Origin of the sequence: Burkholderia sp. BCC1988, assembly GCF_905339895.1 — a bacterium.
Taxonomy (GTDB): domain Bacteria; phylum Pseudomonadota; class Gammaproteobacteria; order Burkholderiales; family Burkholderiaceae; genus Burkholderia.
Genome location: NZ_CAJPHA010000005.1, coordinates 38,321 through 61,484 on the forward strand (window position 1 = coordinate 38,321; position 23,164 = coordinate 61,484).

A 23,164-nucleotide genomic window follows, 5' to 3' on the forward strand; every position below is an offset into this window, starting at 1 on the left:
ATGAGGGCGAACGTGCAGAAAGGCTTCAAGGGAATCCCGTGGTGGGGCTGGGCGTCGGCCGCCGTGCTGTATGTCGGCGTGGCGGGCGCGGCGGTCGATTTCGCGTGGGAACGCGCGATCGACGCGCTCGAGGAAACCGGCGCGCACCGGCTCGACCTGTACGCGTCGAGCCTGAAGAGCGAACTCGGCCGCTTCGAGATCCTGCCCGGCCTGGTCGCCCGGCAAGACGGCGTGCGCGCGCTGCTGCGGGCCGCGCCGCAAGACCGGCCCGCGCTCGCGCACACGGTGGACACGTATCTCGAAGCCGTGAACCGCGACGCGGGCAGCGGCGCCGTCGACGTGATCGACCTGCAGGGCGAAGTGATCGCCGCCAGCAACTGGAACGAGACGATCAGCTTCGTCGGCACCAACGTGTCGTACCGGCCGTACTTCAAGGATGCCCTGGCGCACGGCAGCGGCCGCTTCTTCGGGATCGGCACCAACACCGGCGTGCCGGGCGTCTATTTCGCGAGCGCGGTGCGCGACGGTGGCGTGCCGATCGGCGCGGCGGCCGTGAAGATCAGCGTCGACCCGCTCGAATCCGCGTGGCGCGCGCCGGGCGTCGCCGCGATGGTGGTCGACGGCAACGGCGTGGTCGTGATCTCGACCGAGCCGGCGTGGAAGTTCACCGCGCTGCGCCCGATCACCGCGCAGCAGCAGCGCGACATCCAGGCGTCGCGGCAATACGCGGGCCGCACGGTCGACATGCTGCCCTACCGCCACCTCGGCGACCGCAGCGCCGCCGCATGGTTCGGCACGTTCCCCGATCCGCGTCACGCCGGCCGCAGCACGCGCTATCTCGTGATGTCGCGGCCCGCGCCGCAGGCCGGCGATTCGCTGATGGTGCTGCTCGACATCGCCGGCGCGCGGCGCCAGCAGCAGACCGCGTTCGCGTTCGTCACCGGCGCGTTCCTGATCGCCGCGCTGCTGGCCGGCTACGCGATCCAGCGGCGCCGGGCGATCGTCGCGCGGCTGAACGCGCAGGATGCGCTGCGCCGCGCGAACGACCGGCTCGAGCTGACCGTCGCGCAACGCACGGCCGCGCTGACGGCGGCGAACGAGCGGATGCAGCGCGAGATCGTCGAGCGCGAGCGCACCGAGCAGCGGCTGCGCGCGTCGCAACAGGAAGTCGTGCACGCGGGCAAGCTCGCGGTGCTCGGGCAGATGGCCGCGGGCCTCACGCACGAGCTGAACCAGCCGCTCGTCGCGATCCGCACGCTGTGCGACAACGCGCGTACGTTCTTCGAGCGCGGCCAGCCGGCGCCGGCGCTCGCGAATCTCGAACGGATCGGCAAGCTCGTCGACAGCATGGCCGTGCTCACCGGCGAGCTGAAGACCTTCGCGCGCAAACCCGACGTCGAGCGCGTCGCGGTGTCGCTGAACGAGGCCGTCGCGCATGCGCGCCTGATCTACGATGCGCGGATCCGCGACGAAGGCGTGCAGCTCGACGTGAACATCGCGCCCGGCACGACGGTGTCCGCGGAATCGAGCCAGTTGCAGCAGGTGATCGTGAACCTGCTCGGCAACGCGCTCGACGCGGTGCACGACGCGCCGGTGCGGCGCATCGTGATCGAAGCCGCCGGGCCGGACGACGCCGGCCGCGTGCGCTTCTCGGTGGCCGACAGCGGCGCGGGCATCGCGCCCGACGTGCTGCCGCACCTGTTCGAGCCGTTCGTCACGACCAAGCCGCGCGGCCAGGGCCTCGGGCTCGGCCTCGCGATCACGTCGCGCATCGTCGAGGCGTTCGGCGCGAAGATCGCCGCGACGAACCGCGACGAAGGCGGCGCGCAGTTCAGTATCGAATTCGCGGCGGCGACGCCGCAACAGAGGATAGAGCATGGAAGATGAGATTCGCGTGCTGGTCGTCGAGGACGATGAAAACGTCCGGATCGGCGTCGAGCAGGCCGTCGCGCTCGCCGGGTTCCCGGTCGACGCATTCGCTTCGGCCGCCGACGCGCTCGCGCACGTCGCGCCCGGCGCGCCGCTGGTGATCGTGTCGGACGTGCGGATGCCCGGCATCGACGGGCTGCAGTTGCTCGACCGCGTGATGGCCATCGATGCGCAGATCCCGGTCGTGCTGATCAGCGGCCACGCGGACATCTCGACGGCCGTCGGCGCGATGCAGGTCGGCGCGTACGACTTCATCGAGAAGCCGTTTTCGTCGGACGTGATCGCGGGGCGTGTCGCGCGCGCGGTCGAGAAGCGCCGCCTGACGCTCGAGGTGCAGGGGCTGCGCGCGGCACTGAACAACTGGCAGGGCATCGAGGCGTTCGTGCTCGGCAAGTCGCCCGCGATGGCCGACGTGCGCAAGAAGATCCTGCGCCTCGCCGATACGTCGGTGTCGGTGCTGATCACCGGCGAGACGGGCACCGGCAAGGAACTGATCGCACGCAGCCTGCACGACTTCGGCGGACGGCGCGACGCGCATTTCGTCGCGCTGAATTGTGGCGGCCTGCCCGAGCAGGTGTTCGAGAGCGAGCTGTTCGGCCATGAGGCCGGCGCATTCACCGGCGCGATCAAGAAGCGCATCGGCAAGATCGAATGGGCGCACGGCGGCACGCTGTTCCTCGACGAGATCGAGACGATGCCGATTCCGCTGCAGATCAAGATGTTGCGCGTGCTGCAGGAGCGCGTGGTCGAGCGGCTCGGCGCGAACGAGCTGATTCCGGTCGACTGCCGCGTGGTGGCCGCATCGAAGGCCGATCTCGCCGAACTCGCGGCCGACGGACGCTTCCGCGCGGACTTGCTGTATCGGCTCAACGTCGCGCAGATCGAGCTGCCGCCGCTGCGCGAGCGGCGCGAGGACGTGCCGCTGCTGTTCGAGCATTTCGTGCTCGCGGCCGCGCGGCGCTTCGGGCAACCGGCGCCGGTCGTCACGGCTGCGCAGGTGTCCGAACTGATGACGCATGCATGGCCCGGCAACGTGCGCGAATTGCAGAACGTGGCCGATCGCTTCGTGCTCGGGTTGACCGGCGACAGCCTGCTGTCGTCCGGCGGCGCGCCGGCGGCCGGCGGCACGCTTGCCGAGCAGATGGCGTATTTCGAGCGGATGCTGATCGAAGACATGCTGCGGCGTCACAACGGCAACGTGGCGGACGCGAGCGTCGCGCTCGGCATGCCGAAGAAGACGCTTTATCACAAGCTGCGCAACCTGCGGATTCCCGCGCGCGGCGACGCGGCGGCCGACGGCGGCGAATGACGCGAACGAGGATACGCAGAACAGCATGGATCGCATCGAAGTCACCGAACACGGCCGCATCACCGGCCACCTGATCCGCGGCGTCACGCGCGCGCAGAAAACCTTCCGACCGAGCGACTGGCCCGAGCGCCTCGCGGGTGTCATCACGCTGTTCGTCGGCGAGCGGCGGCCCGGCTATCCGTGCGCGCTGTCGCGGCTCGCGATGCCGGTCGTCGATGGGGGCGCCAAATGCCTGTTCGTGTCGGACGAATTGCGCGACGTATGCGCCGACGCGTTCGACTTCGCGATGCAGTTCGCCGCCGACAACGACCTTCCCGTCGAGCTTCAGACCGCGCCCGCGCTGGCGGTGCGGTGATGCGCGGGTCGCGTTCGGCGGCCCTTTCTCCCGTTTCCCCCCGCTCAGATGCGCGCCTGCGCAGGCGTTCACACGTGCTTTCAGCCGCCAAATAAATCATCAGATGATTGAAGACTTCGGCACTTCCCCACGCTGCGACAAGGGTTTTCAGCCGAGCCATCAATAAAATTGATCGTCACGATGAAAATTATGCGTTTTCCTTGCAGCTTGCCGTGAGGCATAGTTGCGACGTGATGACGCACCCATTGAGTTTTCAGTCATGAACATGCGAATCGAGCCTTCGGTGCTCGCGAACCCCGACCTGCAATTTGCGACGCTTTCGTCAGGCATCAGCCTGCCGTATGTCGAGCGGGGCAGCGGCGCACCGATGGTGTTCGTGCACGGATCGTTGTGCGACTACCGTTACTGGGATCCGCAACTCGCGTCGCTGTCGGCCCACTACCGCTGCATCGCGCCGAGCCTGAGCCATTACTGGCCGGCCGTCGAGGCGGGCATCCAGGACGAGTTCAGCTGGCAGAACCACGTCGACGAGCTCGCCGAATTCATCGACGCGCTCGATCTCGGCCCCGTGCATCTCGTCGGCCACTCGCGTGGCGGCAGCGTCGCATTCAACGTCGCGCGCCAGCATCCGCAGCTCGTCGACACGCTGACGCTCGCCGATCCGGGCGGCCCGCTGCAACAGCCGGGCGTGCGCGAAGCCGCGCTGCCGGCCGCCGCGATCGCGCTGCGCACGCAGGCCGTGAACCTGATCGGGCAAGGCGAAGTGGAAGCCGGCCTCGAAATGTTCGTCGACTCGGTGAGCCTGCCCGGCGCATGGAAGAAGAGCACGTCGCGCTTTCGCACGATGGCGATCGACAATGCGAGCACGCTGCCGAAGCAGCTGCAGGATCCGCTGCCCGCGTATTCGCAGCACACGGCCGGCGATATCGCATGCCGCACGCTGCTGATCGACGGCCAGCGCAGCCCGAAGATGTTCCGCCACAACGTCGACACGCTGTCGCAGTGGATCGGCGATGCGCAACGGCAGACCGTCGCCGGTGCGTCGCATGGGATGAACGCGGCGAGCCCCGCCGTGTTCAACCGCTACGTGCACGAGTTCGTCGCCGCGTAACGCTCGCGGGCGGCATTCGCTCCGCCCGTCACTTCCCGCCCCTTTCTTGAACGAAGCGATACGGGCTTCCCCGCATCGCTTCGCCCGCCTCCGCGTCAGATGACCGGTTCGGGCTTGCGCGTCACCGCATCCGGCAACCCGAACACGCTGTCGAACGACCAGTTGTATGCGAGCGTGAAGATCGGGAAGAACACTATCAGCACGGACGGCGAACTCGCGCCGCTCGTGTTCGCGAACATCCGCACCGGGCTGCCGCTGCCCGAATATCTGCGGCGGCCGAAACACACGGGGCTCGGCAAGGCGGCCAGCGAACTGATGCGGGCACCGCGGGCTGAAGGCAGTCACGGCTGACCGGTGCGGCGAATCATCGCCGCACCGTCGGTCAACGCCGGATGGTTTGACCGTTAGTTGCGGTTAATGCGAACCAGCCGCCGCACCCTGGATCGAATCGACGAGCGCAGCGTTGTCGTACCGTCGCCCGGCAATGCCCCATCCGCCGTCGACCGCATGCACGACATTCACCCAGATCTGCGCCGGCGTCAGCCGCCCGCCTGCGCGATGCAGCACGATCGCGGTCGCCCGTTCGACGAATTGCCGCTGCTTGTCGGGCGCCGCGAGCGCCACGGCCGGCAGCTTCAGCTCGACGAATGCCGCGGGCTCCGCGCGACCATTCACGAAGGTCCGGTGACGCGGCAGCACGTTGAGCGAGCCGATCACGTTCGGCGCCAGGAACGCATTCCCGGTCAGCCCTTCGACCTCCAGCAGCGCATCGGTCAGTTCGGCAAATACCGGCCCTTCGTCTTCCTGCGAGAAAACCCCTTCAGATACTGTCAGCGTAATCGGCATCGCACGTTCTCCAGGTCAGGTCATCGGAACCGTGACGTGATATAAATATCAGTCACTCTCTATACATTAGACACTGATCGCTCTCTATGCAAGCGATAAAGAGCGATCGCTCTGAAGCGAGCCTGTCATGCGTTATTCCGTCGAGCACAAGCACGAAACCCGCGCGCGCATTCTCGAGGCGGCGAGCCGCCTGTTCCGCCAGGAGGGCTATGGCGGCTCCGGCATCGGTCCGCTGACGAAGGCGGCGGGCGTCACCAACGGCGCGTTCTACGGGCATTTCAAATCGAAAGGCGAAGCGTTCCGCAGCGTGGTCCTCGCCGGTCTCGACCAACTCCGGCAAGGCGTCGCGATCTTCAAGGCCGAGCATGGCGCGCGCTGGCGGCGCCCGTTCGTGTCGTTCTATCTCGGGCCGCGGCGCACCTGCGCGCTCGGCGAAAGCTGTGCGCTGCCGAGCCTGTCGCCCGAAGTGATGCGCGCCGACGACGACACGCGCGACGCCTATGAACACGCGTTGCGGCAGATCGTCGATGAAGTGTCGTCCGGGCTCGGCGACGCACCCGACGACGATCGTGCGATCGCGTTCCTCGCGCTGCTGTCGGGTGGCGTCACGCTCGCGCGTGCAGTGCGCGATCCCGAACTGGCGCAGCGCATCGCCGATGCGGTCGGCCGCTACGCGGTGGTGATCGCCGAACGCACGGACGTGAAGCCCGAACAGCAGGCATAACGCACGGCCAATAAAAAACCCCGATCCGCGTTGCCACGGAATCGGGGTTCTTCTTCGATCAGCCACCTGCTCGAACGGCCCCTCGCGGGCCGCTGCTTCAACGCGCGGCGACTTCCGCCTTGGCGGACGCCGCATCGCCGACTGCCGTCGGCACCGCACCCCACCCGCCGCCCAGCGCACGGATCAGGTTCACGGTCGACACGGCCTGCGCCCCGGTCAGCTGGTTCGCCTGCAACTGCGACTGCAGCACCGACCGTTCGCTGTCGATCACGTCGAGATAGGCCACTTCGCCTTCCTGATACTGCGTCCGCGACAGCGTCGCCGCACGGCGCGACGCATTGACGGCCGCATCCTGCGCGCGAATCTGGTCGTCGAGCAGACGCAGATCGGCGAGATTGTCCTCGACCTCGCGGAACGCGACGAGCACCTGCTGCCGGTAGTTCGCGACCTGCTCGTCGTACTGCGCGCGCGCCTGCTGCACGCCGGCCGCCCGCCGCCCGCCGTCGAACAGCGGCAGCGTCAGCGCGGTGCCGGCGAACGGCCCGAGCAGGAACGTGCGGCTCGACCACATGAACAGGTTGCCGAGCGTCGACGCCTCATAGCCGAACGCGCCCGTGATATCGAGCTTCGGGAAGTACGCCGACTTCGCGAGACCGATCCGCGCGTTCGCAGCCGCCATCGCGCGCTCGGCCGCCGACACGTCCGGGCGGCGTTCGAGCAATGCCGACGGCAGACCCGGCGGGACCTTCACCGCGACCGGCACGATCGGCGTTTCCTTGAACGCGAAGTCCGCGGGCGCCTTGCCGAGCAGGATCGCGAGCGCATGCTCGGACGCCGCGCGCCGGCGCGCGACGCCGACCGCATCGGCCTGCGCGGTCGCCAGCTCGTTCTTCGCGCGCGACACGTCGAGCTCGCTGATGTCGCCTTCGTTGAAGCGGCGCTGCACGAGCTTCAGCGCCTGGTCACGCAGTTCGACCGTGCGGCGGTACAGGTCCTGGTCCGAGTCGAGCTGGCGCAGTTCGAAGTAGTTCTGCGCGACGTCCGCCTGCAGCGCGAGTTGCACCGAACGGAACAGCGCTTCGCTCTGCGCCTGGTCAGCACGCGACGCCTCGACGTTGCGGCTCACGCGGCCGAACAGGTCGGCCTCGTACGACACCGTGCCCTGCGCGCGCCACAGCGTCGCGGTGGTCGGGCCCGTGCCCTGCGGCTGGAACTGCGACGCCGACGACAGCCCTTCGCGCGTCGGCCCGAACCCGGCGCCGACCTGCGGGAACCACTGCGAGCGCGCGGTGCGGGTCGCCGCACGCGCTTCCTCGACGCGCGCCGCCGCGGCCTTCAGGTTCTGGTTCGCGGCGAGCGCCTGCGACTCGAGCGAGTCGAGCACCGGATCGCCGAACACTTTCCACCATTCGCCGCGATGCTCGCCGTCCGCCGGTTCGGCGGTCTTCCACGTGCCGGCCTGTTCGCCGGCCGCGAGCGTCGGCGCTTCCTTGAACGCCGCGGGCGTCGACACGTCCGGGCGCTTGTAGTCGGGCCCCACCGCGCACGCGGCGAGCAGCGTCGCGAGCAGGGTGCTCGCGGCCGCCACCTTCGCGAAGCGCATCAGGCCATTCGTGTTGTGCATGTTGTCCATCTTGTTGTCCTCAAGCATCCGTAGCCGGCGCACCGGAAGGCGACACGCCATAGCCGGCCGAGTCCTTGCCCGCGACGTGGATCTTGCCGCCCGCCAGCGTGCGCAGCACGACATAGAACACCGGCGTCAGCATCAGCCCGAACAGCGTCACGCCGAGCATCCCGAAGAACACCGCGACACCCATCGCATGGCGCATTTCCGAACCCGCACCGGTCGACGTGACGAGCGGCACGACGCCCATGATGAACGCGATCGACGTCATCAGGATCGGGCGCAGCCGCAGCCGGCTCGCCTCGATCGCGGCCTCGAGCGGCGTCCTGCCGTCATGCTCCAGTTCGCGTGCGAATTCGACGATCAGGATCGCGTTCTTCGCGGACAGCCCCACCAGCACCATCAAGCCGATCTGCGTGAAGATGTTGTTGTCGCCCTGCGTGAGCCACACACCCGTCAGCGCCGACAGAATGCTCATCGGCACGATCAGGATCACCGCGAGCGGCAGCGTCAGGCTTTCATACAGCGCGGCGAGCACGAGGAACACGAGCAGCACGCTGATCGGGAACACGTACATCGCCGAATCGCCTGCCAGGATCTGCTGGTACGTGAGGTCGGTCCATTCGAACCGCACGCCGCGCGGCAGCGTTTCATGCGCGATACGCTCGATCGCCGCCTGTGCCTGACCCGACGAGAAGCCCGGCGCCGGGCCGCCGTTGATGTCGGCTGCGGTGTAGCCGTTGTAGCGCACGACCATTTCCGGGCCGAACGTCGGCGTCACCGTGACGAGCGACGACAGCGGCACCATTTCGCCACGGTCGTTGCGCGTCTTCAGCTGCAGGATGTCGTCCGCGCGCTGACGGAACGGTGCATCGGCCTGCACGCGCACCTGGTACACACGTCCGAAGCGGTTGAAGTCGTTCACGTACAGCGAGCCGAGATACACCTGCATCGTGTTGAACACGTCGGTGACCGGCACGCCGAGCTGCTTCGCCTTCACGCGGTCCAGATCGACATTCAGCTGCGGCACGTTGATCTGGTAGCTCGTAAACAACGGGCCCAGCTCAGGCGCCTGCTGCGCGCGCTTGATGAAGTCGTTGGTCGCATCCGACAGCTTCGCGTAGCCCACCGCGCCGCGATCCTCGATCTGCATCTTGAACCCGCCGAGCGTGCCGAGGCCGAGCACCGGCGGCGGCGGGAACACCGCGACGAACGAATCCTTGATCGCACCGTACTGCTGGTTCAGCGCACCGGCGATCGCACCGGCCGACAGCGCCTTGCCGTGCCGCTCCGAGAACGGCTTGAGCGTGACGAACACGATGCCCGCGCTCGAGCTGTTGGTGAAGCCGTTCACCGACAGCCCCGGGAACGCGACCGCACTCTCGACGCCCGGCTGCTTCAGCGCGATCGAACCCATGTCGCGGATCACCTTCTCGGTGCGGTCGAGCGACGCGCCGTTCGGCAGCTGCGCGAACGCGATCAGGTATTCCTTGTCCTGCGCAGGCACGAAGCCGCCCGGCACGACCTTCGACACGAGCACGGTCGCGCCCACCAGCACGAGGTACACGCCGAGCATCAGCGTCTTGCGCGACAGCACGCCGCGCACGCCGCGGCCGTAGTTCTCCGCGCCGCGATGGAACACCTTGTTGAAGCCGCGGAAGAAGCCGCCGAGCACGCGGTTCATCACGCGCGTGAGCCAGTCTTCCTTGTCGCCGTGGCCCTTCAGCAGGATCGCGGACAGCGCCGGCGACAGCGTCAGCGAGTTGAACGCCGAGATCACCGTCGAGATCGCGATCGTCATCGCGAACTGCTTGTAGAACTGGCCGGTCAGGCCCGACATGAACGCGAGCGGCACGAACACGGCGACGAGCGTCAGCGCGATCGCGATGATCGGCCCGCTCACTTCCTGCATCGCCTTGTAGGTCGCCGCCCGCGCGTTCATCCCGCTCTCGATGTTGCGCTCGACGTTCTCGACCACCACGATCGCATCGTCGACCACGATCCCGATCGCGAGCACCATCCCGAACAGCGACAGCGCGTTGATCGAATACCCGAACGCCAGCAGCAGCGAGAACGTGCCGATGATCGACACCGGCACCGCGATCAGCGGAATCAGCGACGCGCGCCAGGTCTGCAGGAACACGATCACGACGATCACGACCAGCGCGATCGCTTCGAGCAGCGTGTGCACCACGGCCTTGATCGACGAGCGCACGAACTGCGTCGGGTCATAGACGATCTTGTAGTCGACGCCGGCCGGCATGTCCTGCTTCAGCTCGGCCATCGTCTTGCGCACTTCGTCGGAGATCTGCAGCGAGTTCGCGCCCGGCGACTGGTTGATCGCCATCGCGACGGCCGGCTTGTTGTCGAGCAGCGAGCGCAGCCCGTACTCGGACGCGTCCAGCTCGATGCGCGCGATGTCGCGCAGATGCGTGACGCCGCCGTCCGGCGTCGTCTTCACGACGATGTCGCCGAACTCGTCTTCCGTCTGCAGACGGCCGCGCGCGTTCACCGACAGCTGCAGCGGCGTGCCGGGCAGCGACGGCGACGCGCCGATCACGCCGGCCGCGACCTGCACGTTCTGCTCGCGGATCGCCTGCACGACGTCCTCGGCCGACAGCCCGCGCTGCGCGACCTTCTGCGGATCGAGCCACACGCGCATCGCGTAGTCGCCCGAACCCCACAGCTGCACCTGGCCGACGCCCTGGATCCGCGACAGGCGATCCTTCACGTTGATCAGCGCGTAGTTGCGCAGGTAGGTCATGTCGTAGCGGTTGTCCGGCGAGATCAGGTGGACCACCATCGTCAGCGTCGGCGAGCTCTTCACCGTGGTGATGCCGAGCCGCTGCACGTCTTCCGGCAGGCGCGGCAACGCCTGGTTCACGCGGTTCTGCACGAGCTGCGTGGCCTTGTCCGGATCGGTGCCGAGCTTGAACGTGACGGTGATCGTCATGTTGCCGTCGCTGTTCGCCTGAGACTGCATGTAGAGCATGTCCTCGACGCCGTTGATCTGCTCTTCCAGCGGCGACGCGACCGTCTCGGCGATCACTTTCGGGTTCGCGCCCGGATACTGCGCCTTCACGATCACGGACGGCGGCACGACTTCCGGATACTCCGAAATCGGCAGCAGGAACATCGCGATCACCCCGCCGAGCAGGACGATCACCGATAGGACTCCTGCAAAGATCGGCCGGTCGATAAAGAATTTGGAAATGTTCATGGGTTGCTCTGTCTGGTTGAACGCGGAAATCGAAGCGGCGGGCCGCTTACGATTCCGCCTTCGCCGGTGCGGCCGGCTTCGCGTTGTCCGCGAGCGGCGCGGACGGCGCATCGCCGCCCGTCATCGGGACCATGTGCGGCTTCACCTGCTCGCCCGGCCGCACGCGCTGCGTGCCGTTCACGATCACGCGATCGCCGGCGGCGAGGCCGCTCACGATCACGCGCCGATTGCCGTGCTGCATGCCCTGCTGCACTTCGCGATACGACACGCGGCCCTGCTGGTCGACAACGAACACGAACTTCTTGTCCTGGTCGGTGTTGATCGCCGCATCGTCGACGAGCAGCGCCTCGTGCGGTGCGCTGCCACCCACCTTCACGCGCGCGTAGAGCCCGGGGACGAGCGTACCGTCCGCGTTGTCGAAGCGCGCGCGCACGCGGATCGTGCCGGACGACGTGTCGAGCCGGTTGTCGACCGAGTCGATCTCGCCGCTGCGCGAGTAGCCGGTTTCGTTCGCGAGGCCGAGCTCGACCGGCACCTTGCGGCCGTTGCGCGCGCCGTTGATGTACTGCAGGTAGGTCTGCTCGTCCGCGTCGAACGATGCGTAGATCGGCGACACCGACACCAGCGTCGTCAGCGGCGCGGCCGACGCGCCGGCCGACACGACGTTGCCGAGTGTGATTTCCGCGCGCGACACGCGGCCCGACACGGGTGCGGTGATGCGCGTATAGCCGAGGTTGATGCGCGCCGTTTCCAGCGCGGCTTCGGCGGCCTTCAGGTTCGCCGTCGCTTCGCGCGCCGCGTTCTGCTTCTCGTCGTAATCGCGCTTCGCGATCGCGTTGTCGCCGATCAGCCGCTGCGCGCGCTGCCAGTCGCTCTGCGCGTAGCCGTTGCGGGCCTGCGCGGCGGCGAGCTGCGCGGCCGCGCGGTCGGTTTCCGCCTGGTACGGGCGCGGATCGATCACGAACAGCACGTCGCCCTTCTTCACGAGCGCGCCGTCCTTGAAGTTCACCGCGACGATCGTGCCCGACACCTGCGGGCGCACGTCGACTTTCTCGACCGCCTCGAGGCGGCCCGAATAGCCTTGCCAGTCGGTGACGGTCTGCGGCACGACGGTCGCGACGTCGACTTCGGGCAGCGGCGCTGCCGCCTTTTCGGGCGCGTTCGCGTTCACGCGCATCGCGCCGAACGTGCCGAGGCCGACGACGGCGAGCGTCGCGATCGCCGCGGTCGCGATTCGGGAGCGGGAGGTGCGTAGGATGGCCATGTGGATCTCCAATAAGCGTGGATTGGTTCTGGTTATTCGGAACGGTTCGGCTGGCGCGCCTGGAAGCGGCACTGGAAGAAGCGCACGGCTTCCTCGAGCGCGGCCTCGTGCGTCGCGAGCGCCGCGTGCGTGACGTCCGGGTAGCGGATCACCTGCGTGAGCACGCCCGATGAAATCAGGCAGCCCGCATATTTCTCCGCTTCGACGTGCAGCACGTCGTTCTGCGCGGTGACGACGAGCGTCGGCGGCAGGCCCGCGAGGCGCACCGATTCGAGCGGCGCCGCATACGGGTGCATGCGCTGCGCCGCCTGCGGCAGATAGGCGCGATAACAGGCCGCGCATTCGCGCGCGGTGATGTCCGACGCAAGGCGTTCGGCGTCGCCGATGCGCGTCATGCTCGGGTCGAGCATCGGCCCGAACAGGGCCTGCGCGGCAATCGACACTTCGCCGCGATCGCGCGCGATGAACGCGAGACAGTTCGCGAGCTGGCCGCCCGCATCGTGCCCCGCGACGCCGATCTTCTTCGGATTGCCGCCGAACGCGCGGGCGCGCGTCGCGGCCCACACGGCTGCGCGATACGCATCCTCCGGCGCGGCCGGAAAAGGAAAGGCCGGCGCGAGCGAATAATCGACCGACACTACGAGAGCCGGTAAGCGTTCTGCTAAAAAGCGCGCGGCGAAATCGGCGTCATCCAGCGTGCCGCGCACGAAACCACCGCCGTGGAAGTAAAGCACTACCGGCAATCCGGTCTTGTCCGCGCGCCGATAGAGGCGCAGCACGATGTCCTGCGCGTAGCCGGGGATTTCCACCTCCGCGACCGTCAGTGCCGCGCCGGCTCTGGCTTCGGCGGGCAACGCGGCTTTCAGGAATTTGCTGAATTCAGAAGCGTCCATGACGATGCAGCATCCATTTCGAGATGGAACGAATTCTGGGTCCGGCAGACATCCGGATAAATGCCTATAATCCGGCAACACAATTCAACGCCCCCGAACAATCCAGGCTGCGCTTACCCATGAGGTAGCGCAGCCTTGTCGTTCGGGCGGCAAATTAGATTGCGGAGGTTGTGATGGACCGGCTTCAGGCCATGCAGGTGTTTACTCGCGTCGTCGATACAAGCAGCTTCACCAAGGCAGCAGAGTCGCTCAGCCTGCCGCGGGCGTCCGTCACGACGATCATCCAGAATCTCGAAGCCTTCCTCGGCGTGCGGCTGATGCACCGGACCACGCGCCGGCTGTCGCTCACGCCGGACGGGGCCGCGTACTACGAACGCTGCGTGCGGATCCTCGCCGATGTCGAGGAAACCGAAGCAAGCTTCCAGAACAACAACCGCAAGCCGCACGGAAAGTTGCGTATCGACATGCCGGGCTCGATCGGGCGGCTGCTGGTGATTCCGTCGCTGTGCGAATTCCACACGCGCTATCCGGACATCGACCTGCAGCTCGGCCTGTCCGACCGGCCGGTCGACCTGCTGCAGGAAGGCGTCGACTGCGTGATCCGCGTCGGTGCGCTGCAGGATTCGTCGCTGGTTGCGCGCCGGGTCGGATTGTTCGAGTGCGTGTCGGTCGCTGCGCCCGCGTATCTCGAGAAGTTCGGCGAGCCGCGAACGATCGAGGATCTGAACGACCACAAGGCCGTCAACTACTTCTCGAGCCGCACGGGCCGTACGATCGACTGGACGTTCCTGACCGACGGCAAGGAAGTCGAGGTCAAGATGAACGCGATCGTGTCGGTCAACGATGCCGATGCGTACGTGACGTGCGGGCTCGAAGGCTTCGGCCTGATCCAGCCGCCGCTGTTCATGGTGCTGCCGCACCTGCGCGACGGCCGGCTCAAGGAAGTGCTGCCCGGCCTCAAGCCGCTGCCGATGCCGATCTCGGTCGTGTATCCGCACAGCCGGCACCTGTCGCCGAAGGTACGCGTGTTCGTTGACTGGATCGCCGAAGTGTTCGACCGCTGCCCGCTGCTGAGCGGCAAGGGCAGCCTCGACGCGACGTGCAGCAAGCGCACGTTTGAGGAAGCCGAGCGCGCACCGGCGCTCGACACGCCGGTCATCAACGAGTGGGTCGCGTAATCGTCTGAACCGCGGTGCGCGGGCCGTGCGGCCCGCGCGCCGTCCTGCCTTCGCGCCGCCGCGGCGTCACGTTCGTGCCGCCTTCCCCGCCCCGCACAGCGCCTTTCCTGAATCCGCATCACACCTTTGCGCCGTGCACGGCAATCGGCCGCGTGCGTGACGGCGCGCGCCGCGCGACATCGCCGGGAGCCCCGCTGCAGGCGGCTGTGCGCGATTTTCGAGTAACCCTGCCGACAGTACGGATCGCGATTGTTCCACCATCACGACAATTCAATTCGCGTCAGCCGCATTTATCGCGCCTGAACGTCCCCCTAGAGTAAACCCTGTCGCGCACCTCGTTGCGCATCGAACAGATCCCGCTTGACGGGACCGGAGCAAGCGCCGACGCGCCAACTCCGACCAACACAGGAGTTACGTCATGAACCGCCGCCATCTTCTCTCCGCCGTCGCGCTCGCACTCGCCGTGTCCGCACCGGCCTTCGCCGATACGACCACCCCGCACGCCGGCGACTACGCGAACACGTCGTGGTACGCGCAGCACAGCAACGGCCCGCGTACGCGTGCCGAAGTCAGCGCGGAAGTCGAGCAGGCCCGCCGCGACGGCACGCTGGCCTGGCTGCGCAAGGCGAATTCGTATCCGCAAGGGCTCGAACTCGCGCAAGGCCCGTATCGCCCGACACCGGAAGGCAACCAGCTCGCCGGCGCAGGCCGTTGAGCATCGGACAACGCGCAACGCCGCGCAGCGGATGATCCGCGGCGCGGCATCGAGACACCGCCATCGAACACCCGATTAGTCAGTTAGTTGCAGGAGCCTGTGATGAACGATCAACTTCCTTCGCCGCTCGATCATTGGGACGACACGACGCCCGTCTGGACGCCGTTCCGTTCCGCGCCGCACGCGCATTGAACTTCGCGTCGATCTCTCGCTGAAGACGCTGGCCGTCAACGGCGCGGCACGCCGTCGCGCCATTCGCCCCAGTGCGTGACGATGTCCTGAACGAGCGGATTGCCCGCGCGGTAGAGGTTTTCGGTCGCCGGGGCGAAGCGTCGGCCACTGCGGCATATTTGTGCCGTAGTCACTGCACCAGTGTAGCGACACAATTGGTGACGTTATCCAAGGTCAATCCAGCGACCAAGTCGCATCCATGCCCCATACAGCGATTGACACGAGCTGATTAGTCTGCCGGTCGCGCTTGCCGTCGTAGTCGATGGTCGATCGGCTGCATATTGCATGTCCAGCGGGCTCAATCCAGATCATCACGCCGGTTGAGCCAGCGAAAGGTCGCTTGTTCGCCGCAAGAACCCGCCGTCTTTCCCACCTTCCATTCACACTTCCCAATACTCATTCGTTGCATCGACCGAAATCTGGTACACCTTCGGTCCTACTTCAGGCACTTAGCATCAGCACTCCAAATGATATCCATATGGAGAGTGCCTATGACGACATCGCCACTGCCTGGTGTATCTCTCGATGGACCACCAATCTGTCCGAACATGACGGACGCGGCGTTCAGGAAACGGATGCTCGAATTGCGGGACGAAGCAGTCGAGATCACACTGCGACGGCGCAGGGAACTGATGCTCTGGAATCCGGCCACGGAAGCACGAGTGATCGAGTGGTTCGGTTCGGCAAATAGCGATACAAGACGCAGACTTACTTCGGGGCTCGACGCCCTCGCCAGGGTGATGGCCAGTCTCGGGCCAGAAAATTTCGTCCGCATCGGTTCCGATGCCGACCGCGCAACAGGATGTCTTCCAAACATGAAACATCTCGACGCCGAGGTCGCGCATGTCTGTCGCCCCGACACCGCAACTCATACAATCGCCATCAATCTCCCGTTCTGCTCGCTACCCGAGCGATCAGCCGGGAACCTCTCCTCGCAGCAATTGACCATCGTTCACGAATGCGCGCATTTCGCAGACACTTTCGACGCGGGCGACCATCCAGCGGCATACGGTCGACGGGCCAGCGCCCAGTTCGCGAAACGCTACCCGGGCATGGCGATCGGTAATGCAGACAACATCGCGTGGTTCATTCTGGCACGTTGAACCGGAGCAACTCATGCGACGTGCCCTCCCCGTCATATTCGGCGCCCTCCTGTCACTCCCGATACAGGCCAATGCGTGCAAGGTCCTGTTGACCGACAGCATGGAACTGCCGCTGAATTCGACCGAGATCGCCAACAGCGACAGACTCTCCGTCGTCAGACACTACCTGACCGCCAGGGAATGGACGCGCGAAGGGGCGGCGGTCTCGATCGACGCGACGGCCTACGATTGGGAAAGCCGCCCTGATCAACTCGCGCGGCAACGCGGTGCGCAGATGAAATCGTTTCTCGTGCAACTCGGAATGTCGCCCGACGACATCTACATCGACGAGCGAATCGTGTCGCGCAGGAACGGCAAGCTCGATCCCGATGACAGGAAGCAGCTTTGGGTCCAGTTCGTTCCGAAATGCCCGCCTGCGGGCTGTCAGAGTCTTTGCAACTCGGCAGGTACGCCCGGTGTCGCCAGTCATGCACCGACACCCGAAATGCCGGGGCCCGAGCCCGACTCGAGCCGCTTTTCATGCGGCGACAGTCGGGAACCCACGTCGGCACGTTTCGTGACAACGGAGCGCTGGACCGCACGCACGCGCAACCAGACCTTGCTTTTGCGAAATCAAGACCACCGGCCGCTAACGCATACCTGCTACCGGATCAGCACCAGTGCCACGCAATACATCGGCATGACGGACGAGCACGGTAAGACTGCGCCCATGCAGCTATTGGGGCCGGAATATACGCGCATCGAACTCAAACTCGCGCGCCCCGGCCCGTGATCCTCCGCAGCCGGTCCCGCGGGCCCCAATCCGGTCGCTCCAGGCGATATCGACTCGCCCGGAGCCCGGCCACGCGTGATTGATCGAGTGACTCCAGCGCGGCGCTACCCCCTTACCGGCGCGGCACGCCGTCGCGCCATTCGCCCCAGTGCGTGACGATGTCCTGAACGAGCGGATTGCCCGCGCGGTACAGGTTTTCGGTCGCCGGGGCGAAACCACCCTGGTCCGCATAGTTCAGCAGATTGTCCGCGCTCGTCTGCCCTGCATACGGCCGGTCGAAATCGGAACCCGTGCGCAGCACCGCGACGCGCGACAGGTCGACCCGCTTCACGCTCGCCGCGCGCTTGAGCGCTTCATACGTCGCGTTGTCTTCCTGCGCGGTCATGCAATAGGTGCCCTTGCCGTCGGTGAGGATCTTGGTCCACTGGCGCGCGCGCTCGCCGATCAGCGTGCCCGAGAACCACGTATTGCCCGATGACGTGTCGCACTGGATCACCGTCGGCGGCCGGTTCGCCGGCGCATACGTGAACTTCGCGCGCACGGCCTGGGCCTGCGCGCTGTCGGCGAGCACGACGTTGCGCGACAGCGCATACGCGGCATCGGTCAGCTGCGGGTTGAGCTGGAATACTTCGGTGCGGTAGTCGAGCGGCGGCTTGTCGTTCGGGCTCTTCGTATTGATGCCGAGAAAGCCGGTGTTCCAGCCGGCCGGAATCTCGCGCGCATCGAGCTCCCACTGCAGGCTGAAGTCGACCAGGTATTTCGACCAGGCGGCGGAACCGACCGTGCCTTGCGCGGGGTCGACGCCCGCGATGCCCGACACGAGGAAGTACGTGCGGCGCAGGTCGAAGCGCTGCGAGAACGTGAGCGCCATGATCGTCGCGGACGCGTTCGCATAGCCCATGCCGGTCGTCACCACGCACACGTCCTGCTTGTTGCAGTGAACGGCCGGATAGTCGGGCGACAGGCCGGGCACGGTGATGTCGCGCCACGGGCCGAGCCGGTCGAGCCATGCCTGGCCTTCCGGACCGAACATCGTGATGATCATGACCTTGACCGGGCGGCCCTGTGCACCGGTCTCGGCGAATGCAGCGTTGCCCGCATCGTTGCCCTGGTTGTTCTGCGCAATCGACGGCGCGGTCGCACAGGCGGCAAGCGAGAATGCAGCTGCGGAAAGGATGGAGCGAGTCAGCATCGGCGTTCCTTGTTTCGGTGATGTTGGGTGAGAACGGCTCTCGGAGACTGCGCGAGGGAGTATAGAACGCGCGTGTGCGATGCGGAACCCGACTACGAAACGGCGGGCGGTGTTTCGTCTCGCGATTGTTGTACGCCCGGTTCGCATGCCGCCTGACAAAAAAATCAGGAATGCTACTCGGTTGATCGATATGAAATCGCCACATCTTCCGCCAATGATCGTGACCGACGACTGCGCTCGAGCCGCTAGACGCGAAGCATCCCCGCAACGCCATAACCGAGCACGACCAGTGCGGCCACCACATGACTCGCGGCGAGCCATCGCGGTGACTTCACGATGCGCCCGATTGCGCTGCCGCCGAACGCGAACACGAGTTGCCCGGCGAGACTGCCGGCAAACACGCACGCGGCACCGAGCAGCCAGTGCCGATGCGCACCGGCCGCTGCGGTGGCATAGCCATAGAACAGCAGGATGGTCAGCGGATTCGCGAGCGTGACGAAGAACATCGACGTGAACGGGCGCGCGCCCGGCGGCGGCGCGGCGCCGTTCAGCGTGCGGCGCCGATCCTGCAACGCGCGCCACAGCATGCGTGCGCCCATTGCAAGCAACACGAGCGCGCCGACGAAGCGGAACAGCGGCAGGTGCGACGCGAGCGTGCTCGCGAGCATCGCGCCGATGGTGAACGCGACGAGCGCATAGCAGCCGTCGGCCGACGCCACGCCCATTGCCGCGCGCACGCCGCTCGCGGTGCCGGCGCGCATCCCGTAGTTCGCGATCATCAGCGCGACGGGCCCGACCGACAGCGCGATCATCAGCCCGAACAGGAAATCGTTCATCGGTCGTCGAAGCCTTCGAGGGAAGGCATCGATTCTAGCGACCGACAGTGATCCAGCGTGAAAAAAAAACGCGTCAGGCGACGTCGACGCGCGCGGGCCCGTCCACCATCTCGCCGATCACGGCCGCACGGTCGAAGCCGTCGGCGCGGAAGCACGCGAGCACGTCGTCGACGGCATCCGGCGCGCACGCGACCAGCAGGCCGCCGGACGTCTGCGGATCGGTCAGCAGCGCCTGCGCGACGGGCGGCAGCCCGTCGGCGAGCCGCACGTCGGCGCCATATGCGGCCCAGTTGCGGCCCGATGCGCCGGTGAACACGCCGTCGGCGACGAACGCCTCGACGCCCGCCAGCCACGGCAGCGATGCGTAATGCACGCGTGCGGTCAGCTTCGCGCCGCGCGCCAGTTCGAGCGTATGGCCGAGCAACCCGAAGCCCGTGACGTCGGTCAGCGCATGCACGCCCGGCAGCGCGGCGAGTTCGGCACCCGGCCGGTTCAGCTTGGTGGTCGTCGCCACCATCTGCGCGTAGCCCGCGTCGTCGAGCTGGTTCTTCTTCAGCGCGGCCGACAGCACGCCGACACCGAGCGGCTTGCCGAGCACGAGCACGTCACCCGCGCGCGCGGCCGCATTGCGCTTAACGCGCGACGGATGCACGACGCCGATCGCCGCGAGCCCGTAGATCGGCTCGACCGAATCGATCGAATGGCCGCCCGCGACCGGAATGCCGGCATCCGCGCACACCGATTCGCCGCCGCGCAACACGGCCGCGATCGTCTCGTGCGGCAGCACGTTGATCGGCATCCCGACCAGCGCGAGCGCGAGAATCGGCTTGCCGCCCATCGCGTAGACGTCGGACAGCGCGTTGGTTGCAGCGATACGGCCGAAGTCGAACGGATCGTCGACGATCGGCATGAAGAAGTCGGTCGTCGCGACGATCGCCTGCTCGTCGTTCAGCCGGTAAACGGCCGCGTCGTCGGAGGTCTCGGTGCCGACCAGCAGGTCCGGGAACAGCGCGGGCGGCGTCGCCCGCTTCAGCAGCTCGGACAGCACGCCCGGCGCGATCTTGCAGCCGCAGCCGCCGCCATGCGACAGGCTCGTGAGGCGCGGAACGGCGGGCGGGGTGAGGGGGGCTTCGGTCATCGTCGGCATCCGGTGAATAACAACGTTCTATTATCGACAATTCCGCGCGAGCGCGCCCGGCACCCACATAATTGACGCCGCCCGCCCTCGTCCGCTCGCTCATTCATGGATCACCTGTTCATCGGCCTCGTGCTGTGCTCCGCCCTCTTGCACGCGATCTGGAATGCCTTCCTCCACGTGAGCGAAGACCGTCTCGTCCAGCTCGGCACGATGTCGCTGCCGTATCTCGCGTTCGGCATTGCGGGCGTCGTACTGCTGCCCGCGCCAGCGCCCGCCGCGTGGCCGTATGTCGCGGCGTCGGCCGTGCTCGAGGTCGCGTACTGCTTCACGCTGGCGCGTGCATACCGCAACGGCGAGTTTGGGCAGATCTACCCGATCGCGCGCGGGATCTCGCCGCTGCTCGTGTCGGTGCTGGCGCTCGCGATGCTGCACGAGCGGCCGACGCCGTTCGGCTTCACAGGCATTGCGCTCGTGTCGTTCGGCATCATGTCGCTCGCGTTGCGGCGCGGCTTCCGGTTCTCCAGCGAAGGCGTGCCGTACGCACTGCTCACGGGCGTGTTCATCGCCGCGTATTCGATCTGCGACGGCATCGGCTCGCGTGTGTCGGGCAGCGCGCTCGGCTATATCGCGTGGGTTTATCTGCTGTGGAGCGTGCCGCAGCTCGTGCTGGTGTGTGCGATGCGCGGCGGCCCGCGCGTGGTGTTCGGTTCGCGCGCGTCGCTGCGGCAAGGCGCGATCGCCGGCACGATCTCGCTCGCCGCCTATGGAATCGTGATTCTCGCGTACCGGCATCTGCCGGTCGCGACGGTATCGGCGCTGCGCGAGACAAGCTCGATCTTCGCGGTCGCGATCGGCTGGTTCGTGATGCGCGAGCGGCCCGGCGCGCAGCGGCTCGCAGCATGCGCGCTGGTGGTCGCGGGCGCGGCGTTGATCCGGCTTTGACGCGCGTGCGTACGCCCTCAGGAAGGACCGGCAGTCACGGCAGGTCCGGTGCACTCGGCAGTCGGGCCGTTGTGTGCTTGCCGCCGAGGTTTTTCCAGGCGAGGCAATTGTCTCCGCACCGCGGAGACAATTGCCCTGAACCTGCTTGAAAACGCTGATCCATATCGACTCCCTCTCATACGTGACTTTCGCATCGCGCTCTGCCGTCTCGAGCGTTGGTCGTCACCTCAACTGCCGCACACGTCAAGCCGCCGCAATCATCCCGTCGAACGCCCGCTCGTCGATCGCCTCGGCCAGCGTCGCGAACGCCGTCGCGATCTCGTCCTCCGGCACGCACGCATAGCCGAGCAGCAACCCCGACGCCGCGCGCTCGCGCTCCGCGTAGTAACCGGACAGCGGCCGCACGACGATATTGCGTTCGAGCGCGGCCTGCGCGACCGCGCGATCGTCGACCCCGTCCGGCAGCCGCGTGACGAGATGCAGCCCCGCATCGCTGCCGAGTGCCTGCAGCGTGTCGCCGTAGCGGCGCGCGACCGCATCGAGCAGCACCTCGCGGCGCTGCCCGTACAGCGTGCGCATCTTGCGGATATGCGACACGAAGTGCCCTTCCGCGATGAACTCGGCGAGCACCGCCTGCTGCAGCAGCTGCCCTTCGCGATACAGCTCGGCGCTCGCGGTCGCGAAGCTCTCCGCGAGCGGCTCCGGCGCGACCAGATAGCCGACCCGCAGCCCCGGAAACAGCGTCTTGCCGAAACTGCCGACGTAGATCACCTGCCCGGCCGTATCGAGCCCCTGCAGCGACGCGAGCGGCCGGCTGCCGTAGCGGAATTCGCTGTCGTAGTCGTCCTCGATGATCCAGCAGCCGTGCTGACGCGCGTATTCGAGCAGCATCCGGCGCCGCGCGAGGCTCATCACCATCCCGAGCGGATACTGGTGCGACGGCGTGACGAGCATCAGCTTCGGCGGTTCGGCGAGATCGGCGGCCGACGGCGCGATCCCTTCGTCGTCGACCGGAATCGGCCGCGTGGTCAGCCCCGACACGTTCAGCACGCTGCGCACGCCCCAGTAGCACGGATCCTCGGTCCAGATCGCGTCGCCCGGATCGGTCAGGAGCCGCACCGCGAGGTCGATCGACTGGTGGATCCCGGTCGTGATCACGATCTGCTCGGGCGTGCAGCGCACCGAACGCGACGTGCGCAGGTAGTCGGCCAGCGCCTCGCGCAGCAGCGCGAGCCCGCCGCCCGGCGCGTAGGTGAGCAAATCGGGGCGCAATCTCCGCCAGTACTTGTTGTGCAGCCGTGTCCACACGCGCGCCGGAAAGCGCGACACATCGGGCACGCCGGGCATGAACGCGCCGCCCTGGCGCTTCGACACGCCCGCGCCCTCGACGAGCCGCGTGCCGCGCGCGGACAGCCGCCGCGCGGACGATGGCGCCGCCGCCGGGCCGGCGGCCGGGTCGGGCGACGCGCCGACGATCTCGTCCGGCGCGCTGTCGGCGACGAACGTGCCGCGCCCCGTCGCCGAGTTCACATAACCTTCGAGCGCAAGCTGTTCGTAAACCTGCGTGACCGTGTTGCGGGCGATCCCGAGCTCGGCCGCCAGCAGCCGCGACGACGGCACGCGCGTGCCGGCCGGCAGTTCGCGCGACAGGATCGCCTGCTGCAGCAGCCGGTGCAGCTGCCGGTAGATCGGCTGTTCGCCGCCGCGCACGAGGCGCTGCGCCAGCCAGTCCGACAACACGCTTGCGCGCATGATTGGCTCCTGAATATTTATTGAAATGGC

20 protein-coding genes and 1 pseudogene are annotated in these 23,164 nt (G+C 67.0%); 11 read left to right on the forward strand and 10 right to left on the reverse strand.

The genetic code is table 11. The annotated features are described in order from the left end of the window. The 5 genes and pseudogenes from U4012_RS08490 to U4012_RS08510 form a co-directional block, all read left to right on the forward strand. Positions 1-1,887: a sensor histidine kinase gene (locus tag U4012_RS08490; protein ID WP_321797703.1), complete on the forward strand. Its 1,887-nt coding sequence runs from the start codon at positions 1-3 to the stop codon at positions 1,885-1,887. Continuing rightward, positions 1,877-3,238: a sigma-54 dependent transcriptional regulator gene (locus tag U4012_RS08495; RefSeq protein WP_321797705.1), complete on the forward strand. Its 1,362-nt coding sequence runs from the start codon at positions 1,877-1,879 to the stop codon at positions 3,236-3,238. Before U4012_RS08490 ends, U4012_RS08495 begins: the two co-directional genes overlap by 11 nt. Positions 3,239-3,263: 25 nt before the next feature. Further along, positions 3,264-3,593, forward strand: coding sequence for a DUF3579 domain-containing protein (locus U4012_RS08500; protein ID WP_321797707.1), 330 nt, complete (start codon positions 3,264-3,266; stop codon positions 3,591-3,593). Between the two features lie 259 nt (positions 3,594-3,852). Next, a complete protein-coding gene (locus tag U4012_RS08505; RefSeq protein WP_321797709.1) occupies positions 3,853-4,704 on the forward strand; it encodes an alpha/beta hydrolase in 852 nt (283 codons plus the stop codon). Positions 4,705-4,908: 204 nt separating this feature from the next. Then, positions 4,909-5,055: pseudogene (locus U4012_RS08510) on the forward strand (LysR family transcriptional regulator); the annotation flags it as partial. 63 nt (positions 5,056-5,118) lie between these two features. Here the strand turns inward: U4012_RS08510 and U4012_RS08515 are convergent. Continuing rightward, positions 5,119-5,550: a Tautomerase enzyme gene (locus tag U4012_RS08515; protein WP_321797711.1), complete on the reverse strand. Its 432-nt coding sequence runs from the start codon at positions 5,548-5,550 to the stop codon at positions 5,119-5,121. A gap of 127 nt (positions 5,551-5,677) precedes the next feature. Between U4012_RS08515 and U4012_RS08520 the strand changes: the two genes are divergently transcribed. Then, positions 5,678-6,274 carry a TetR/AcrR family transcriptional regulator gene (locus U4012_RS08520; RefSeq protein ID WP_321797713.1) on the forward strand — a complete coding sequence of 199 codons (597 nt, stop codon included), beginning with the start codon at positions 5,678-5,680 and terminating at the stop codon, positions 6,272-6,274. 97 nt (positions 6,275-6,371) lie between these two features. Here U4012_RS08520 and opcM read toward each other — a convergent pair whose 3' ends face one another. From opcM to U4012_RS08540, 4 genes are read right to left on the reverse strand one after another with little or no spacing between them, the layout of a single operon-like run. Then, entirely contained in the window at positions 6,372-7,907 is a 1,536-nt protein-coding gene (opcM, locus tag U4012_RS08525) for a multidrug efflux transporter outer membrane subunit OpcM (protein ID WP_321797715.1), read from the reverse strand. 10 nt (positions 7,908-7,917) lie between these two features. Then, positions 7,918-11,118: a multidrug efflux RND transporter permease subunit CeoB gene (gene ceoB, locus U4012_RS08530; RefSeq protein WP_124530140.1), complete on the reverse strand. Its 3,201-nt coding sequence runs from the start codon at positions 11,116-11,118 to the stop codon at positions 7,918-7,920. Between the two features lie 46 nt (positions 11,119-11,164). Then, positions 11,165-12,382: a multidrug efflux RND transporter periplasmic adaptor subunit CeoA gene (gene ceoA, locus U4012_RS08535; protein WP_044845762.1), complete on the reverse strand. Its 1,218-nt coding sequence runs from the start codon at positions 12,380-12,382 to the stop codon at positions 11,165-11,167. 32 nt (positions 12,383-12,414) lie between these two features. Beyond that, a complete protein-coding gene (locus tag U4012_RS08540; protein ID WP_044845763.1) occupies positions 12,415-13,275 on the reverse strand; it encodes an alpha/beta hydrolase in 861 nt (286 codons plus the stop codon). Positions 13,276-13,448: 173 nt separating this feature from the next. Between U4012_RS08540 and ceoR the strand changes: the two genes are divergently transcribed. Together ceoR and U4012_RS08550 are read left to right on the forward strand one after the other, a co-directional pair. Further along, on the forward strand, positions 13,449-14,453 hold the full coding sequence (gene ceoR / locus U4012_RS08545) for a putative multidrug efflux transcriptional regulator CeoR (protein WP_044845764.1): 1,005 nt from the start codon (positions 13,449-13,451) through the stop codon (positions 14,451-14,453). Between the two features lie 418 nt (positions 14,454-14,871). Then, a complete protein-coding gene (locus U4012_RS08550) occupies positions 14,872-15,168 on the forward strand; it encodes a DUF4148 domain-containing protein (protein ID WP_321797716.1) in 297 nt (98 codons plus the stop codon). Positions 15,169-15,395: 227 nt separating this feature from the next. Here U4012_RS08550 and U4012_RS35905 read toward each other — a convergent pair whose 3' ends face one another. Beyond that, positions 15,396-15,554, reverse strand: a complete 159-nt coding sequence (locus U4012_RS35905; RefSeq protein WP_185702671.1) for a hypothetical protein — start codon at positions 15,552-15,554, stop codon at positions 15,396-15,398. 336 nt (positions 15,555-15,890) lie between these two features. Here U4012_RS35905 and U4012_RS08555 point away from each other — a divergent pair, with 336 nt between their 5' ends. Both U4012_RS08555 and U4012_RS08560 read left to right on the forward strand, forming a co-directional pair. Continuing rightward, positions 15,891-16,502, forward strand: coding sequence for a M35 family metallo-endopeptidase (locus U4012_RS08555; protein WP_321797718.1), 612 nt, complete (start codon positions 15,891-15,893; stop codon positions 16,500-16,502). Between the two features lie 13 nt (positions 16,503-16,515). Continuing rightward, positions 16,516-17,274 (forward strand): hypothetical protein, encoded by a 759-nt coding sequence (locus U4012_RS08560; RefSeq protein WP_321797720.1) that lies wholly within the window; start codon positions 16,516-16,518, stop codon positions 17,272-17,274. Positions 17,275-17,386: 112 nt separating this feature from the next. On the opposite strand, the gene U4012_RS08565 is transcribed toward U4012_RS08560, so the two are convergent. From U4012_RS08565 to selD, 3 genes are all read right to left on the reverse strand, one after another. Next, on the reverse strand, positions 17,387-18,466 hold the full coding sequence (locus tag U4012_RS08565) for a purine nucleoside permease (protein WP_321797722.1): 1,080 nt from the start codon (positions 18,464-18,466) through the stop codon (positions 17,387-17,389). Positions 18,467-18,711: 245 nt separating this feature from the next. Beyond that, the gene (locus U4012_RS08570; RefSeq protein WP_044845767.1) at positions 18,712-19,302 is read right to left on the reverse strand and encodes a LysE family translocator; all 591 of its coding nucleotides are present in this window, start codon (positions 19,300-19,302) and stop codon (positions 18,712-18,714) included. A gap of 73 nt (positions 19,303-19,375) precedes the next feature. Continuing rightward, positions 19,376-20,440 (reverse strand): selenide, water dikinase SelD, encoded by a 1,065-nt coding sequence (gene selD, locus U4012_RS08575; protein WP_124520046.1) that lies wholly within the window; start codon positions 20,438-20,440, stop codon positions 19,376-19,378. 105 nt (positions 20,441-20,545) lie between these two features. On the opposite strand from selD, the gene U4012_RS08580 reads away from it, so the two are divergent. Beyond that, positions 20,546-21,382, forward strand: a complete 837-nt coding sequence (locus U4012_RS08580) for a DMT family transporter (RefSeq protein ID WP_321797725.1) — start codon at positions 20,546-20,548, stop codon at positions 21,380-21,382. Between the two features lie 243 nt (positions 21,383-21,625). Here U4012_RS08580 and U4012_RS08585 read toward each other — a convergent pair whose 3' ends face one another. After that, positions 21,626-23,134 carry a PLP-dependent aminotransferase family protein gene (locus U4012_RS08585; RefSeq protein ID WP_321797727.1) on the reverse strand — a complete coding sequence of 503 codons (1,509 nt, stop codon included), beginning with the start codon at positions 23,132-23,134 and terminating at the stop codon, positions 21,626-21,628. Between the last annotated feature and the right edge of the window lie 30 nt (positions 23,135-23,164).